Origin of the sequence: Streptomyces sp. NPDC053542 (assembly GCF_044544685.1) — a bacterium.
In the GTDB taxonomy this organism is placed as follows: domain Bacteria; phylum Actinomycetota; class Actinomycetes; order Streptomycetales; family Streptomycetaceae; genus Streptomyces.
In genome coordinates, this window is sequence record NZ_JBITXL010000011.1 from 1 (window position 1) to 12,782 (window position 12,782).

At 74.4% G+C, this 12,782-nt stretch carries 13 protein-coding genes and 5 tRNA genes; 8 read left to right on the top strand and 10 right to left on the bottom strand.

Translation table 11 applies throughout. From position 1 onward, the window contains the following. Positions 1 to 345 precede the first annotated feature (345 nt). Positions 346 to 912: a CGNR zinc finger domain-containing protein gene (locus ACIGXO_RS27675; RefSeq protein WP_031062775.1), complete on the top strand. Its 567-nt coding sequence runs from the start codon at positions 346 to 348 to the stop codon at positions 910 to 912. 28 nt (positions 913 to 940) lie between these two features. Here ACIGXO_RS27675 and ACIGXO_RS27680 read toward each other — a convergent pair whose 3' ends face one another. Then, positions 941 to 1,099: a hypothetical protein gene (locus ACIGXO_RS27680; RefSeq protein WP_399792181.1), complete on the bottom strand. Its 159-nt coding sequence runs from the start codon at positions 1,097 to 1,099 to the stop codon at positions 941 to 943. Between the two features lie 69 nt (positions 1,100 to 1,168). Continuing rightward, positions 1,169 to 1,717: a hypothetical protein gene (locus tag ACIGXO_RS27685; RefSeq protein ID WP_399792183.1), complete on the bottom strand. Its 549-nt coding sequence runs from the start codon at positions 1,715 to 1,717 to the stop codon at positions 1,169 to 1,171. A gap of 184 nt (positions 1,718 to 1,901) precedes the next feature. Here ACIGXO_RS27685 and ACIGXO_RS27690 point away from each other — a divergent pair, with 184 nt between their 5' ends. Then, positions 1,902 to 2,426 (top strand): DsbA family protein, encoded by a 525-nt coding sequence (locus tag ACIGXO_RS27690; protein ID WP_399792185.1) that lies wholly within the window; start codon positions 1,902 to 1,904, stop codon positions 2,424 to 2,426. 65 nt (positions 2,427 to 2,491) lie between these two features. Here the strand turns inward: ACIGXO_RS27690 and ACIGXO_RS27695 are convergent, their stop codons facing one another. The 3 genes from ACIGXO_RS27695 to ACIGXO_RS27705 all read right to left on the bottom strand — a co-directional run bounded on the left by ACIGXO_RS27695 (position 2,492) and on the right by ACIGXO_RS27705 (position 5,288). Then, positions 2,492 to 3,322: a GNAT family N-acetyltransferase gene (locus ACIGXO_RS27695; RefSeq protein WP_399792187.1), complete on the bottom strand. Its 831-nt coding sequence runs from the start codon at positions 3,320 to 3,322 to the stop codon at positions 2,492 to 2,494. A gap of 80 nt (positions 3,323 to 3,402) precedes the next feature. Continuing rightward, positions 3,403 to 4,227, bottom strand: a complete 825-nt coding sequence (locus ACIGXO_RS27700; protein ID WP_399792189.1) for an aminotransferase class IV — start codon at positions 4,225 to 4,227, stop codon at positions 3,403 to 3,405. After that, on the bottom strand, positions 4,224 to 5,288 hold the full coding sequence (locus ACIGXO_RS27705) for a chorismate-binding protein (RefSeq protein WP_399792191.1): 1,065 nt from the start codon (positions 5,286 to 5,288) through the stop codon (positions 4,224 to 4,226). The genes ACIGXO_RS27700 and ACIGXO_RS27705 overlap by 4 nt, the downstream gene beginning before the upstream one ends. Before the next feature lie 189 nt (positions 5,289 to 5,477). Here ACIGXO_RS27705 and ACIGXO_RS27710 point away from each other — a divergent pair. The 5 genes from ACIGXO_RS27710 to ACIGXO_RS27730 all read left to right on the top strand — a co-directional run bounded on the left by ACIGXO_RS27710 (position 5,478) and on the right by ACIGXO_RS27730 (position 5,973). Continuing rightward, positions 5,478 to 5,550: transfer RNA gene (locus ACIGXO_RS27710), tRNA-Gly, on the top strand. Between the two features lie 35 nt (positions 5,551 to 5,585). Continuing rightward, positions 5,586 to 5,659 (top strand) — tRNA-Cys (locus ACIGXO_RS27715). A gap of 1 nt (position 5,660) precedes the next feature. Continuing rightward, a tRNA-Val gene (locus tag ACIGXO_RS27720) sits at positions 5,661 to 5,732 on the top strand. Between the two features lie 54 nt (positions 5,733 to 5,786). Further along, positions 5,787 to 5,858, top strand: a tRNA-Val gene (locus ACIGXO_RS27725). A 43-nt stretch (positions 5,859 to 5,901) separates the two neighbouring features. After that, positions 5,902 to 5,973, top strand: a tRNA-Val gene (locus tag ACIGXO_RS27730). A gap of 53 nt (positions 5,974 to 6,026) precedes the next feature. Here ACIGXO_RS27730 and ACIGXO_RS27735 read toward each other — a convergent pair. From ACIGXO_RS27735 to ACIGXO_RS27745, 3 genes are all read right to left on the bottom strand, one after another. After that, positions 6,027 to 6,320, bottom strand: a complete 294-nt coding sequence (locus ACIGXO_RS27735; RefSeq protein WP_399792193.1) for a zf-TFIIB domain-containing protein — start codon at positions 6,318 to 6,320, stop codon at positions 6,027 to 6,029. Between the two features lie 185 nt (positions 6,321 to 6,505). Continuing rightward, on the bottom strand, positions 6,506 to 7,459 hold the full coding sequence (locus ACIGXO_RS27740) for a phosphotransferase family protein (RefSeq protein ID WP_399792195.1): 954 nt from the start codon (positions 7,457 to 7,459) through the stop codon (positions 6,506 to 6,508). A 297-nt stretch (positions 7,460 to 7,756) separates the two neighbouring features. Beyond that, positions 7,757 to 7,984, bottom strand: coding sequence for a hypothetical protein (locus tag ACIGXO_RS27745; protein ID WP_399792197.1), 228 nt, complete (start codon positions 7,982 to 7,984; stop codon positions 7,757 to 7,759). 636 nt (positions 7,985 to 8,620) lie between these two features. On the opposite strand from ACIGXO_RS27745, the gene ACIGXO_RS27750 reads away from it, so the two are divergent. Further along, positions 8,621 to 10,288: a protein kinase gene (locus ACIGXO_RS27750; RefSeq protein WP_399792199.1), complete on the top strand. Its 1,668-nt coding sequence runs from the start codon at positions 8,621 to 8,623 to the stop codon at positions 10,286 to 10,288. A gap of 111 nt (positions 10,289 to 10,399) precedes the next feature. On the opposite strand, the gene ACIGXO_RS27755 is transcribed toward ACIGXO_RS27750, so the two are convergent. Both ACIGXO_RS27755 and cobA read right to left on the bottom strand, forming a co-directional pair. After that, positions 10,400 to 11,224 (bottom strand): TrmH family RNA methyltransferase, encoded by an 825-nt coding sequence (locus tag ACIGXO_RS27755; RefSeq protein ID WP_399792201.1) that lies wholly within the window; start codon positions 11,222 to 11,224, stop codon positions 10,400 to 10,402. Positions 11,225 to 11,444: 220 nt separating this feature from the next. Beyond that, on the bottom strand, positions 11,445 to 12,698 hold the full coding sequence (gene cobA / locus ACIGXO_RS27760; RefSeq protein ID WP_399792203.1) for a uroporphyrinogen-III C-methyltransferase: 1,254 nt from the start codon (positions 12,696 to 12,698) through the stop codon (positions 11,445 to 11,447). Positions 12,699 to 12,782 lie beyond the last annotated feature (84 nt).

The window sequence follows — 12,782 nt, forward strand, 5'->3', positions numbered from 1 at the left end:
CCCCTCGCCGACCCCACAACCCCCCCCCCCCCCCCCCCGCGGCGGCGCGCCCGCCCCCCCCCCCCCCCCCCCCCCGCCGCTGCCGTACTGAGCGGGCGTGGCTCCGGTACTGAGCGGGCGCCGCTGCCGTGCCGGGCCGGGCGCCGCTTCCGTGCTGACCGGCCCGGACGGGCGGCGGGGAGCCGGGGAGACCTGCGGCACCGGTGGCCGCCCGGCCTTGTTGGAGGCGCTAGAGTCGGCGACCATTCGGCAAGGGGCGGCCGGTCGATCGCTGGAGATCACCGGCCACCGCACATGGATCCCGGGGGGCGGCAGAATCCGCCCCTCCCGGCCTGGGAGCGACCCGTGATGATCACCCACGACACCCGGTGCGCGCTGGAGGCGGTCGTCGACCTCCTGAACACCGCGCCCGAGGGCGGGGCCCCATCGGCCCCGGACGCCCTCAGCGACGTGCCGTCCCTGCACGAGTTCGTCGCACGCAACGCCTTCAGCGATGTGGGCACGCTCACCGAACGGGACCTGGCTTCCGTACGCTCCGTACGGGCGAGATTCGCGCAGGTCTTCGCGGCGGACGACGACCGCAGCGCGGCCGAGCTGCTGAATTCGCTGGTGGCGGCGGCCGGCACCACGCCGCGGCTGACCGACCACGACGGGTACGACTGGCACGTGCACTACTTCGCGCCCGGCGCCTCGGTCGCCGACCACCTCGCGGCGGACGGCGGGATGGCGCTGGCGTTCCTCGTCGTCGCCGGCGAGCGGGAGCGGCTGCGACGCTGCGAGGCACCGGACTGCCGGCACGCCTTCGTCGACCTCTCCCGCAACCGCTCGCGCCGCTACTGCGACAGCCGGACCTGCGGCAACCGCCTGCACGTCGCCGCGTACCGGGCGCGCCGCCGCGAGGCCGCGAGCTGAGCCCCTGCCGGAGGCGCCGGAGCAAGGACTAGAGCAAGAAAAGGTCGTGCACGGCGCCCACCAGGAGCAGGACGCCGATGACGGCGAGGAAGAGCATCAGGGGCGGCTGGGACAGGGCGAAGAGACAGCCGCGGGATTCAGGGGCCCGGGGAGCGTTCTCCCGGGTCAGGGCGCACTCATCGTTCATCTCGCGGAGATCATGGCGCAGGTGATCGACACGAGGGGCGGGAGATTCCCCCGCAGGAGGGGCAGTTCCTCAGATCCCGTGCTTTTTCAGGATGGCTTCGATATCGGAGAAGTCGTCCGCGTCGCCGGAGCCGACACCCCCGGAGCGGGCACCGGGGCGCTCACCGGACCCGGCACCGGAGCGGCCACCGGCCCCGGCACCCGACTGGCTTCCCGCGCCCCGCCCTTGGGTAACCCCCTGCTGGGGGGACGTGTTCGTTCGATTCGCCCCGTAGGCAGCCGACGGGCCGACGGCAGCCCGGCCGGCGCTCGGCACGGCGGAGCCCGCCGCCTCGGCCGCGGCGCGGCGTTCCCTGCGGCTCATGGACCGGCGCTCGGCCGCCCGGCTCACCAGGAACAGCAGGGCCGAGAGTGCCAGTACGCCGAAGCCCGCCCACACGGTCGGCTTGAAGACCAGGTCCGTGATCCAGTCGATGACACCGGTCATGACCAGTCCGGCCGGGATCAGCGCGAAGGCCGCGATGCGCGTCGCGGCGAGGAAGCGCCGGCGGAAGGCGGTCAGCGCGGCGATGCCCAGGCCGGCCACCGACAGCACGGCGCAGACGGTCGAGGTCAGCATCGGGTCCTCCTGCGGTGGACGGTTCTCCCCCCATCGTGCCCCCTCGCCCGGCGCGGAGGCCACGGCCCGGCCGACGCTCGGGGGCATCTCGGGGTCCGGATCCTCCGCAGGTACCGGTTCGGCGGGGGCCGACGGACCCCGGTACCGGTTCGGCCGGGGCCGCGCGGGCTGGAAGACTGGCCCCATGAACGACGCTTCCTCCCCCGCAGCCGCCGCCCCGCCCGTCCTGGACGTCTGGTGCGAGCTGCAGTGCCCCGACTGCCACGCCGCCCTGGACGACCTGCGCGCGCTGCGCGAGCGCTACGGCGACCGGCTGGAGATCCGGCTGCGCCACTTCCCGCTGGAGAAGCACAAGCACGCCTACGCCGCCGCGCAGGCCGCTGAAGAGGCCATCGAGCAGGGACAGGGCTGGGCGTACGTGGAGGCCGTCCTCGGGCGCACGGACGAGCTGGCCAAGCAGGGCGAGAAGCTGCTGGTGAAGGTGGCCGGGGAGCTGGGCCTGGACGCCGAGGAGCTGGACACCGCGCTGATCGACGGCCGGCATCTGCTGATCGTCGACGCGGACCAGGCCGAGGGCAAGGCGATCGGGGTCACGGGCACGCCGACGTACGTCATCGGCGGCGAGCGGCTGGACGGCGGCAAGAGCCAGGAGGGCCTGCGCGCCCGCATCGAGGAGATCGCGGACCGGCTGCTGGCGTCCGCCGAGTAACGCGGCGGCCGCTCACCGCCGGGCAACGTCAGCGGCCGCTCATCACCGAGCGGCCCGGCCGCCGCTCACAGCAGCGGCTTCGAGAGCCGGTGGTCCATGACGCGGTACCCGAGGGACTCGTACAGCCCGCGCGCCGTGGGGTTGTCGGCGTAGACGTTCAGGCCGAGGCTGCGGCTGCCCGCCGCCAGGCACTCCCGCTCGGCGATGCCCATCAGGGTGCGCCCGTGGCCGCGTCCGCGGTACTCCGGCACGACCCGCACGTCGTGCACGTAACCGCCAGGCTGTCCCGGCGCGTGCAGCGCGGTCCAGACGGTGCCCACGTCCGTGCCCTCGTGGCGCAGTACGCGCAGGCTCTGTCCCGGGGTGTGCGGGCCGTCGGGCAGCAGCAGCCGGTGGTCGGCGTCCGCCAGTTCGGCGGCGCGCTCGGCCGACGCGCCCTGCCGGACCATGGCCTGTACGTACTCGTCCTGAGCGGCCGCGAGCCAGACGGGGTACGCCGCGTCGTCCAGCGGCCGGTCGACGCTGCCGGGAGGCAGCGTGGGCGGGGTGCCGAGCTCCTTGCGCATCCGGCGGGCGCGCTCGGTGTAGCCGAGCGCCGTGCTCAGCCGCAGCGCGGGCGTGGCGCCGGCGGGCACCAGGAACTCGATGCGCCGGCAGCCCCAGCCGCGCAGCACTTCCTCGGCGGCCAGGGCGGCGACGGTGGCGCGGCCGCGCCGCCGGTCGGGCTCGGCTATCCACAGGTCGGTGAGGCGGCCGGTGGGCAGTGCGGCGCGCGGGTCGGTGGCGAGCCGGAGCCGCCCCACTGGGCGGCTGTTGACGCAGACGTCGTACGTGCGGGCCCGGCCGCCGCCCTCCTGGCGCTCTTCCGGTCCGGTGGGGCGCAGCGTTGTGGTCACGCTGTTGTTCTACCCGCGTACGGCTCCTCACTCCTCGGCCCGGCCGGCAGTCCTCGGCGGCCGGGCCCGTGGCGCCGCGCTCAGCGCGGGTCGAAGTCCGCGGCGGACCGTTCGGCGAAGATCCGCATGGCCTTGGCGGTGACCGGGCCGGGGTCGGTGCCGAGCTGCCGGGCGTCGTTGCGGGTGACCGCCTGGACGTCGCGCAGCGTGGAGGTCAGGAAGATCTCCTCGGCCCGCTCCAGCGCGTCGAACGGCAGGTCGGTCTCCTTGGCGCCGGTCCATTCGATGGTCAGCGCGCGGGTGATGCCGGCCAGGCAGCCGGATTCCAGCGGCGGGGTGTGCAGTTCGCCGTCGAGGACGACGAAGACGTTGGAGCCGGTGCCCTCGCAGAGCTGCCCCACGGTGTTGGCGAACAGCGCCTCGGAGGCGCCGTGCTGCCGGGCGCGGGCGAGGGCGACGACGTTCTCGGCGTACGAGGTGGTCTTCAGGCCGGTGAGCGCGCCGCGTTCGTTGCGGGTCCAGGGGACGGTGACCGTCCCGGTGGTGTCGGGCCTGCGGGTGGTCTCGCCGAGGGCGACGACCAGGGTGGGGCGCTCCTCGCCGCGGTCGGAGCCGAGCGGGGAGTGGCCGCCGGTGTAGGTGATCCGGAGCCGGCCGAGCGGCATGGGGTTGGCGGCGAGGACGGCGTCGCAGGCGCGGCGTACTTCGTCCTCGTCGGGGTCGGGCAGGCCGAGGCCCCGGGCGGACGTGGTCAGCCGGTGGAGGTGCCGGGTGAGCGCGAAGGCGCGGCCGTGCTCCGCCTTCACGGTCTCGAAGACGCCGTCGCCCACCGTCAGTCCGTGGTCGAAGACGGAGACCCGGGCGCTGTCGGCGTCCCGCAGCTCCCCGTCGAGCCAGATCTTCATCGCTTCGCTCCTCCGGTTGTCTCGTACGTCTCCGACGCTACCGCCAGCAGCCGGGCCGCCTTGAGTTCGGTCTCGTCCCATTCGCGGTCGGGGTCGGAGCCCCAGGTGATGCCGGCGCCGGTGCCGAAGCGCAGGACGGGCCCGGCGGCGGCCTGCCGGTCGATCCAGAAGGTGCGGATGCCGACGGCGAGCTCACCGGTGCCGCGGTCGGCGTCGACCCAGCCGATGCCGCCGCAGTACGGGCCGCGGGGCGCGGTCTCCAGGGATTCGATGATGTCCAGGGCGCTGCGCTTGGGCGCGCCGGTGACGGAGCCGGGCGGGAAGGTGCCGATCAGCAGTTCGGGCCAGCCCGCGCCGGCGCGGAGTTCGCCGCGGACGGTGGAGACCAGGTGGACCAGGCCGGGGTGGGCCTCGACGGCGCAGAGCGCGGGGACGGTGACGGAGCCGGTGGCGCAGACCCGTCCCATGTCGTTGCGGACCAGGTCGACGATCATGACGTTCTCGGCGTGGTCCTTCTCCAGCAGGTCATCGGCGGTGCGGCCGGTGCCCTTGATGGGTCCGGACTCGACCGTGCGGCCGTCGCGGCGCAGGTAGAGCTCGGGCGAGGCGGTGGCGACCTCGACGCCGTGCGCGGGGAGGCGGATCGTTCCTGCATACGGCGCGGGGTTGCCGCGGGCCAGCAGCGCGGTCAGCGCGTCCACGTCCGCGCGCCCGGGGTCGGGCAGCGGCGCGGAGAGAATTCGGCAGAGGTTCGCCTGGTAGACCTCGCCGGCCGCGATGTGCTCGCGTATCCGGCGTACGCCCGCGGTGTAGGCGGCGCGGTCCAGGGAGCTGGTCCAGGCGTCGCGCGCGGGTCCGCGCCACGCGCCGGGGGCAGGGCCTGCCGTGCCCCCGGCGTCCTTTCGTACGTCCCCGAAGCGCGCGCACACCAGGCGGCCCTCGAAGTCGGCCACCACGGCCCACCAGCCGGTGGAGTCCAGGGCGGCGGGGTCGCTGGTGACATCGCGCAGGTCGGAGGCGATCAGGCCGCCGAAGCGGGCCAGAGGAGGGAGGTCGGGCACGCCGTCGAGTCTAGGACGGCGCCCCCGCTCCCGCCCCGGTCGAGCTCGCACCGCAGCACGCTGCACAAACGCGTTTTTGTACTGGCCCAGGAATCCGCTAGAGTTCAACACGTCGCCGGGACGCGGAAGCGAAAAGCGGAAGCCGACCGAAGACAGCAGCTCTCAGGCGGTAGTCTGAGGGAGGCACCTGCGGACATAGCTCAGTTGGTAGAGCGCAACCTTGCCAAGGTTGAGGTCGCGAGTTCGAGCCTCGTTGTCCGCTCTGAGTGGGGGATCTTCCCGAACCCCTGCACTCCAGGTGGAGTGGCCGAGAGGCGAGGCAACGGCCTGCAAAGCCGTCTACACGGGTTCAAATCCCGTCTCCACCTCCAAGGACGATTAGCTCAGCGGGAGAGCGCTTCCCTGACACGGAAGAGGTCACTGGTTCAATCCCAGTATCGTCCACTGATCCCACGGATCACGGTCCGCGAAGACCATGATCTAATAAGGATCGAACCCGCGCGATTAGCTCAGCGGGAGAGCGCTTCCCTGACACGGAAGAGGTCACTGGTTCAATCCCAGTATCGCGCACGCAGTGCCCATGGTCCGCTCCGCGGAGTGACCGTGGTCCCGAGGACGATTAGCTCAGCGGGAGAGCGCTTCCCTGACACGGAAGAGGTCACTGGTTCAATCCCAGTATCGTCCACACGGCATACGGAAGGGCCGGAGCATCCGCTCCGGCCCTTCTGCTTTCCGCACTCAGGAGGAGAAGAGCATCCGGCCGAAGCTGCGGTGGCCGTGATGTCCGTGGTGCCCATGGTGGCCGTGGTGCGGGGCGCCCCAGGCCGGCGCGGCCGGGTACGCCTGCGGAGCCGGAGCGGCCGGCGGGGCGGGCGGCGGCGGGGCCTGCTGCGACCACTGGGACTCCAGCCGGGTCAGCGACTCCAGCTCGCCGTAGTCCAGGAAAATCCCCCGGCAGCCCGCGCACTGCTCGATCTGGACCCCGTTGCGGTTGTACGTGTGCATCGGCGCATGGCACTTGGGACACTGCATGTCGGCTCAACTCCTACTGATCGCACGGCGGCGGCGACGGAACCTCCGTCCGCCGTTGGTGTGTTCACCCTACGACTCGCATCGCGCCTCAACTGCCCCGGTACGTAACAGGTTGTCACCAGAGCGCGCGGGCGACGGCTGCTCGCCGGAGCAGGTGCGCAACAGCCTGCCGCCGGAGGGTGCCATCAGGCCATGCGCGCGCAGGAGTCGACGAGCGCGGTCTCCACTTCGTCCAGCGGGCGGCCTTCCGGGGCGGCCTTGGCGAGGGCCAGCGCCGCGGTCTGGACCGTCAGGGCGCGGGCGGGGACGTCCAGTTCCGGCCAGGGGTCGCCCTCGGGGCGTACGGCACGGCCGCCGGCGGCCCGGTACGCACCGAGGAACCGCGTCCACACCTCCGGGGCGAGCAGGCCGCTCGCGAACCAGGCGGCGGGCCGGGCGAGATCCCAGCCGGCCTCCCCCACGCCGAGGTCGTCGACGTCGATGAGCAGCCAGCGCCCGTCCGGCGCGGGGTGCCGCACCAGCTGGCCCAGGTGCAGGTCGCCGTGGCAGAGCAGGCCGGGGCCCGGCGCGGGCGCCTCGTCGCGCGCCCAGGGCGGCAGCGCTGCCCAGCCGCCCTCGACGGCGCGTGCCGCGGCCGCCAGGGACGGCACGGCGGCGGTGGGCGCGGCCCGCATCCGGGCCAGCGCGCGGGCGGCCTTCGCCGGGCCGCGCATCGGCGGGACCGGGCCGGGCAGCGTCTCCGGGTCCACGGCGTGCAGCCGGGCGAGGAGCCGGGCAGCGCCCTCCCAGGGCGCGGCGTCCGGGTCGTCCGGCGCGACCGGCCGGCCGTACGGCCAGCGGGTCAGCGGGCGGCCGTCGTCGTACCGGACGAGGTAGCCGTCCGGGCCGGTGACGGGCAGCGGGGGCAGCAGCGTGCCGTGCAGACGGGGGTGGGCGGCGATGCGCAGCCGGACGGCGAGCGCGGCGGCGTCGCAGTCGGGCGCGTGCGCCTTGGCGACGGTCCGTCCGCCGCGCACCACCGTGCCGTCGGGCCGGTCGGCGAGGACGACGGGGGCTGCGGGGTCCTCGGCGTCTGCGGGGTCCTCGGCCCCGGAGGCTGCGGAGAGCGCCGCCAGGCGGCGTATCAGGGCGCGGGACATCGTTCCCCTTCGGTGCGTACGGACCTGGAGCGCGGCGCACGCCGGCCGGCCCCGCCGCAGGGATCGTACGCAGGGCTGCCTGGGCGTACGTACGTGAGGGCCCCGGCATCCGGGGCCATCGGCCCCCGGCTCCCGGCTCCCGGCTCCGGACGCGCGAACGGCCGGGCATCTCCCCAGATGCCCGGCCGTTCGTGCCGTCCGCCGCACCCCCGTCCCCACGGGGTCAATCGGCCGGAGGCTTGTCCCCGGAGTGCCGTACGCCTCCGGTCCCGGACCGCTCTTCCGGGACCGGGGGCGTCAGCGCCCCAGCATTCCGGCCACGGACGACGCCTGTGTGACGACGGCTTCCCAGCCGCCGAAGACGACGGCCAGCAGCGCCGCCAGGGGCAGCACCATGGCCACCGCGACCAGCGGATGGCGGGTGCCGGACGGCTGCCGGCCGCCGGACGCGGCAGCCCTCCTGCGCCCCTGCGTACGGAGAGCCGCGTGCGTACGGAGAACCGTGCGTCCCGCCGTGTCCGCCATCGCCCCGTCTCCCGTTCGTCCTGGCAGCGGTGGGCGTCCAACCTCGGGGGACGAGTGCTTGCGCCCACCGCTGACCTCCACATTAGGCAGCCGGCGGCCCCGGTACGTCAGCCCGACGTACCGATCGGCGGGCCTCCAGGAGGATGACGGCGCGGCCCCTCGTCTACTCCTGTGGGTGGAGATCCGGTACCGGTTTTCGGGGAGATCCCGGAGGGAGTGCCCGACTGCGCCCTGTGACGCCCGGTGATGACCGGTGATGCCCGGTGACGGCCCTTTCACGTGACTTCGGTCACGCGCGCCACTCCCCCCGCCGGCCGCCGGACCGGTCCGTGGGCGGACCGCCGCACCGTACCGGGCCGCGCCGTCCCCGTACCCCCGCGGCGGCACCCCCGGCGGACCGTCACCCCTCCGCGCGCCAAACTCCCTGCTGTGTCCGACGCTTGAGGGCGGGGCGCGGAACTCGGCGCGGAGGGGCGCCGATTCCGGGTCCGCCGCGCACACCGCACGCGCGCCGCCGGCAATCCATGGCCGACGCATGCGCGGCCTGACAGCGCGACGCCCCGTCAATCCGTAAGCTGTGGCACGTCAGACGGATGCAGCGGAGTGGGGCCTCCCCACCGCAGGTAGGGGACGGACATGGCGATGATGCGGCTCCGGCGCGAGGATCCGCGGGTCGTCGGCTCGTTCCGGCTGCACCGCCGGCTGGGCGCCGGCGGGATGGGCGTGGTCTACCTCGGGTCCGACAAGCGCGGCCAGCGGGTGGCCCTGAAGGTGATCCGCCCGGATCTGGCCGAGGACCACGAGTTCCGCTCCCGGTTCGCGCGCGAGGTGCAGGCCGCGCGGCGCATCAGGGGCGGCTGCACGGCGCGGCTGGTGGCGGCCGACCTGGACGCGGACCGGCCGTGGTTCGCGACCCAGTACGTCCCGGGCCCCTCGCTGCACGACAAGGTCAACGACGAGGGCCCGCTGCCCCCGGCGCAGGTCGCCACGATCGGCGCCGCGCTGTCCGAAGGGTTGCTGGCCGTCCACGACGCGGGCGTCGTCCACCGTGACTTGAAGCCGTCGAACATCCTGCTGTCCCCCAAGGGGCCGCGGATCATCGACTTCGGCATCGCCTGGGCGACCGGCGCGAGCACGCTCACGCACGTCGGCACGGCCGTCGGCTCGCCCGGCTTCCTCGCGCCCGAGCAGGTGCGCGGCGCGGCCGTCACGCCCGCCACGGACATCTTCGCGCTGGGGGCCACGCTGGCGTACGCCTGTACCGCGGACTCACCCTTCGGGCACGGCAGTTCCGAGGTCATGCTGTACCGCGTGGTGCACGAGGAGGCGCAGCTGGCCGGGGTGCCGGAGGCGCTGGCGCCGCTGGTGGCCGGCTGCCTGGCCAAAGACCCGGCGGAGCGGCCGAGCACGCTGACGCTGTCGCTGCGGCTGAAGGAGATCGCCGCGCGGGAGGCGCACGGGCTGTCCGACGGCCCGGTGGACGGTCTGCCCGGCGAGACGCTGCTCCGTACGGAGCGGGGCGGGCCCGAGCGGCCCGGCGGGCGCCGCGCCGAGGACTTCGTACGCCAGCGCGCGGACGAGCGGCACACGCCGGGGCACGGTACGGGCACGCCGCGTCCGCAGTCCTCCTCGCGCCCCTCGGTCTCCCGCCCGGCCGGTTCGCGGTCGGCGGCGGGCACGCACGACGGCTGGCCCCCGGTGCCGGGCGCGAACAGCGGTCGGCAGGCGGCGGGCTCCAACGGCAGGTCGGCGCCGGCGGGCTCCAACGGGCGCTCGGCCTCTCCCGGCTCCAACGGCAGGTCCGCGCCCGCCGGGTCCAACGGCCGCTCGGCCGCCTCGGGCTCCAACGGCCGGACGGCACCCGCGGGCTCCAACGGCCGCTCGGCCTCCCCCGGCTCCAACGGCAGGAGCGCGGGGCCCGGATCGAACGGCCGGTCCTCGGGCTCGCCCTCCAACGGGCGCTCCGGCGGCCGTGCGGCGGGCCGGGTGCCGGGCGCGCGGTCGGCTGGGCGAAACGGTTCACGTCCGGCCAGGGCGACCTCGGGCGGCCGCCGCCCGGCGGGCCCCGACCGCAGACTGCTGCGCCAGCGGCTCATCGTGTTCGTCACGGTGACGCTGCTCGTGGCCCTGGGCATCGCGGCGGCCCAGGGCTGCCAGGGGCCGACGCGGGGGCTGGGGGTACTGGGCTCGGCGCACGGCCAGGGCGTACAGAGCTCGGTACAGGAGTCGGTGCACGGCCAGGACACGCACGCGGCGGACGCTCACGTGCCGGGTACACCGACGGACGCCGACCCTCACCCGTAGTCCGAGGGTCGGACCGTCCCGTACCGATCGGGCTCGGACCGTCCGGTACCGATCGGGCTCGGACCGTCCGGTACCGATCAGGCTCGGACCGTCCGGTACCGGATCGTCGGCTCAGGCCGACGTCCCCGGTCGCCCCGTAGCCACCGCATAGAAGGCGACCGCGGCGGCCGCGCCGACGTTCAGCGAGTCGACGCCGTGCGCCATCGGGATGCGGACCCATTCGTCCGCCGCGACCAGGGCCTGCCGGGACAGCCCGTCGCCCTCGGCCCCGAGCATCAGCGCGGCCCGCTCCAGGCTGTGCGGCGCGGCCTCGTCGATGGCGGTGGCCTTCTCGTCGGGCGTGAGCGCGAGCAGCTTGAAGCCCGCCTCCCGTACGGTCTCCAGGCTCCGGGGCCACTGCTCCAGGCGCGCGTACGGTACGGAGAACACCGCCCCCATGGACACCTTCACCGACCGCCGGTAGAGCGGGTCGGCGCAGTCCGGTGACAGCAGTACGGCGTCCATGCCGAGCGCCGCCGCGCTGCGGAAGATCGCGCCGATGTTGGTGTGGTCGTTGACCGCTTCCATGACGACGACGCGGCGCGCGGAGGCGAGCAGCTCGCCCGCATCCGGGAGCGGCTTGCGCTGCATGGAGGCGAGCGCGCCCCGGTGTACGTGGTAGCCGGTCACCTGCTCGGCGAGCTTGGGGTCCACCGCGTACACAGGAGCCGGCACCTCGTCGATGACGTCCCGCATGACGTCGACCCACTTGGCGGAGAGCAGCATGGACCGCATCTCGTACCCGGCGTGCTTGGCGCGCCGGATCACCTTCTCGCCCTCGGCGATGAACAGCCCCTCGGCCGGTTCGCGGCGCCGCCGCAGCTCCACGTCGGTGAGGCCGGTGTAGTCGCGCAGCCGGGGGTCGTCGGGGTCGTCGACGGTGATGATGTCTGCCACGGGTCGATCGTGCCTTGTCGTCGTCGCGGTTCCCATGCCGGGGACCGCATTTGTTACCTGCGGTTACGGGCAGCGAGCGGAGAGGATGCCCTGTGGACAACCCGCTGCTCGCGCCCGCACCCCTGTATAACCCCAGTTAAAGGGGGGCCAGGTGGAGAAGCGTCACTGCGGGGGCCCGGAGTGACGGTCCTCCGCGCGGCGCTTCGGCTTCCGGGGCGCTTCAGCTGCGGCTTGCCGGGGCGAAGGTCTTCGCCGCGTTCACCACGTCGCCGATGACGATGACGGCCGGCGGGCGGACGTCTTCCTCCTTGACCCGCGCTCCGACGGTCTCCAGCGTGGCGTCGACGCGGCGCTGGGTGGCCATCGTGCCCTCCTGGATCACGGCGACCGGGGTGTCGGCGGCGCGCCCGTGCTGGGTCAGCGCCGCGGCGATGGAGGCGATCTTGTCCACGCCCATCAGGATCACCAGCGTGCCGCGCAGCTTGGCGAGCGAGGCCCAGTCGACGAGGGAGCGCGGGTCGTCGGGCGCGACATGGCCGCTGACGACCGTGAACTCGTGGGCCACGCCGCGGTGCGTGACCGGCACGCCGACCGCGCCCGGGACGCTGATGGAGCTGGAGATACCGGGCACGACCGTACAGGTGATGCCCGCCTCGGCCAGCGCCTCGGCCTCCTCCATGCCGCGCCCGAAGACGAACGGGTCGCCGCCCTTGAGGCGCACCACGGCCTTGCCGGCCTGCGCGTGCTCGATGAGCGCCTGGTTGATGGCCTCCTGGGCCATGTACCGGCCGTACGGGATCTTCGCCGCATCGATGACCTCGACGTGCGGCGGCAGCTCGTCCAGCAGGTCGCGGGGGCCGAGCCGGTCGGCGATCACCACGTCGGCCTCGGCGAGCAGCCGGCGGCCGCGCACCGTGATCAGGTCGGGGTCGCCGGGGCCGCCGCCGACCAGCGCGACGCCGGGAGTACGGCGGCGGTGGTGCGGCGCGGCGATCGTGCCGTCCCGCAGGCCCTCGACGATGGCGTCGCGGACCGACGCGGCGCGGCGCGGGTCGCGGCCCGCGCCCTCGGTGTTGAGGACGGCGACGGTGACGCCCTCGGTGCGGCCGGTGGCCGGCGTCCAGGCGGTGGCCGCCTCGGCGTCGTCGGAGCGTACGGCCCAGACGCGGTTCTCCTCGGCCTCGGCCGAGGCGGCGGCGTTGGCCGCGTCGTCGTCGGTGGAGATCAGCGCGTACCAGGCGTCCGCGAGGTCGCCCGGCCGGTAGCCACGCCGCTCCCAGGTCAGCTCGCCGGCGTCCGCCATGGCCTCGACCGACGGGGTGGCGGACGGCGAGATCAGCAGAATGTCGGCGCCGGCGGCGATCAGCGCGGGCAGCCGGCGCTGGGCGACCTGGCCGCCGCCCAGCACCACGACCCGGCGACCGGTCAGGCGCAGGCCGACGGGATAAGCGGCGTGCTCGGAGGGAACGGCCATGGCGGTACGGCTCCTTGTGCGGGTGATGCGGGGCCGCTTCGGCGCTGGAGCGGCGTGAGGGTGGTGGTGCGGCCGGTGCGGCGG

What these genes read in the sequence shown, in the direction of transcription:
- ACIGXO_RS27680 (WP_399792181.1), bottom strand. Translation starts at nt 1,099, where the DNA reads ATGAACGATGAGTGCGCCCTGACCCGGGAGAACGCTCCCCGGGCCCCT.
- ACIGXO_RS27685 (WP_399792183.1), bottom strand. Translation starts at nt 1,717, where the DNA reads ATGCTGACCTCGACCGTCTGCGCCGTGCTGTCGGTGGCCGGCCTGGGC.
- ACIGXO_RS27690 (WP_399792185.1), top strand. Translation starts at nt 1,902, where the DNA reads ATGAACGACGCTTCCTCCCCCGCAGCCGCCGCCCCGCCCGTCCTGGAC.
- ACIGXO_RS27700 (WP_399792189.1), bottom strand. Translation starts at nt 4,227, where the DNA reads ATGAAGATCTGGCTCGACGGGGAGCTGCGGGACGCCGACAGCGCCCGG.
- ACIGXO_RS27735 (WP_399792193.1), bottom strand. Translation starts at nt 6,320, where the DNA reads ATGCAGTGTCCCAAGTGCCATGCGCCGATGCACACGTACAACCGCAAC.
- ACIGXO_RS27740 (WP_399792195.1), bottom strand. Translation starts at nt 7,459, where the DNA reads ATGTCCCGCGCCCTGATACGCCGCCTGGCGGCGCTCTCCGCAGCCTCC.
- ACIGXO_RS27745 (WP_399792197.1), bottom strand. Translation starts at nt 7,984, where the DNA reads ATGGCGGACACGGCGGGACGCACGGTTCTCCGTACGCACGCGGCTCTC.
- ACIGXO_RS27750 (WP_399792199.1), top strand. Translation starts at nt 8,621, where the DNA reads ATGGCGATGATGCGGCTCCGGCGCGAGGATCCGCGGGTCGTCGGCTCG.
- cobA (WP_399792203.1), bottom strand. Translation starts at nt 12,698, where the DNA reads ATGGCCGTTCCCTCCGAGCACGCCGCTTATCCCGTCGGCCTGCGCCTG.